Annotated in this window: 1 protein-coding gene; it reads right to left on the reverse strand. The window is 73.8% G+C overall.

Annotation, left to right across the window (positions count from 1 at the left end):
* On the reverse strand, window positions 1-949 hold a 949-nt coding region (locus tag MXD60_RS26235), incomplete at its 3' end, for an IS4 family transposase (protein ID WP_248822383.1).
* Between the last annotated feature and the right edge of the window lie 78 nt (window positions 950-1,027).

Genomic DNA, 1,027 nt, shown 5'->3' on the forward strand with positions numbered 1-1,027 from the left:
CGTCGGCGCGGGCCTGCGCCGGGTCGAGGATCGTCGTGAGCAGGGCGACCAGTTCGCCGGTGCCGTTGCCGGCGCGGTCGGGGATGTCGTACTCGACGACCCGGGCCAGGTGCGCCTCGTCCGGGTCGAGTTCCCCGCCGGCCTTCGCGGCGGCGAGCAGCCGCTCGCGGCGCCGGCCGCCCGTGATCTCCGGGTTGATCAGCACGGTCAGAAACGTGCCGTCGGCCAGGACCTGCACGACCGGCAGCCTCAGCCCGGTCGGGGCCCGCCAGATCAGGTCCGCGCCGGTACCGGCGGCCAGCGACCAGTTGGCGAACGAGTAGAACCCCCGGTCGGCGGTCAGCACCTCGTCGCGGTGCAGCCGCATCGGTAGCCCGCGCGCCAGGGTCCGCTCCCCGCTCGCCCAGCCGCCGACCTCGGCTGCCCGCAACGCGTGCGTGCCGCACTCCGCCAGAGCCACGACCCGCAGCTTCGGGAACGCCGAGCGCTTCTCACCCGCCCCGGCGTAGCCGAACTCGGCCGCGTTCTCCTCGGTGTCAGGCACGTCGACGTCGAACCCGTCGATCGCGAGCAGCAGCCGCCCCCGCAGCCACGCGCCCCGCGTCGACAGGGTCGCGACCTGGCCCGCGACCCGTTCGAACACCTCGGCCATCACCGCCCGACCCAGCCGCTTGCGGGCCTGGGTGATCCCGCTCGCGCTCGGCGGGGCCCACCCGGCGTCCCAGCAGCCGAACCGGTCCAGCGACCCGGTGACCTTCGCCGCGACCTCGGCGTAGTCGTCGTCCGGGAACAGACACATCCCCAACGTCAGATAGGCCGTCACATGTGGCGGGAGCTTCCCGCCCCTGCGCCGCTCACCGACCCCACAGGCCGCCACCGCCTCGTCCACCGCGTCCCGCGACACCGCCGTCACCAGCACCCCGACCGACACCTGCTCCGGGGTCACCATCGAAGCCACGAACCGTGACCAAACCACCCAGCGGCACTGAGGCCACGCCGCCACGCCGTACCAACCCACCAGCCACGA

Source organism: Frankia sp. AgB32, from assembly GCF_023243045.1.
GTDB lineage: Bacteria > Actinomycetota > Actinomycetes > Frankiales > Frankiaceae > Frankia.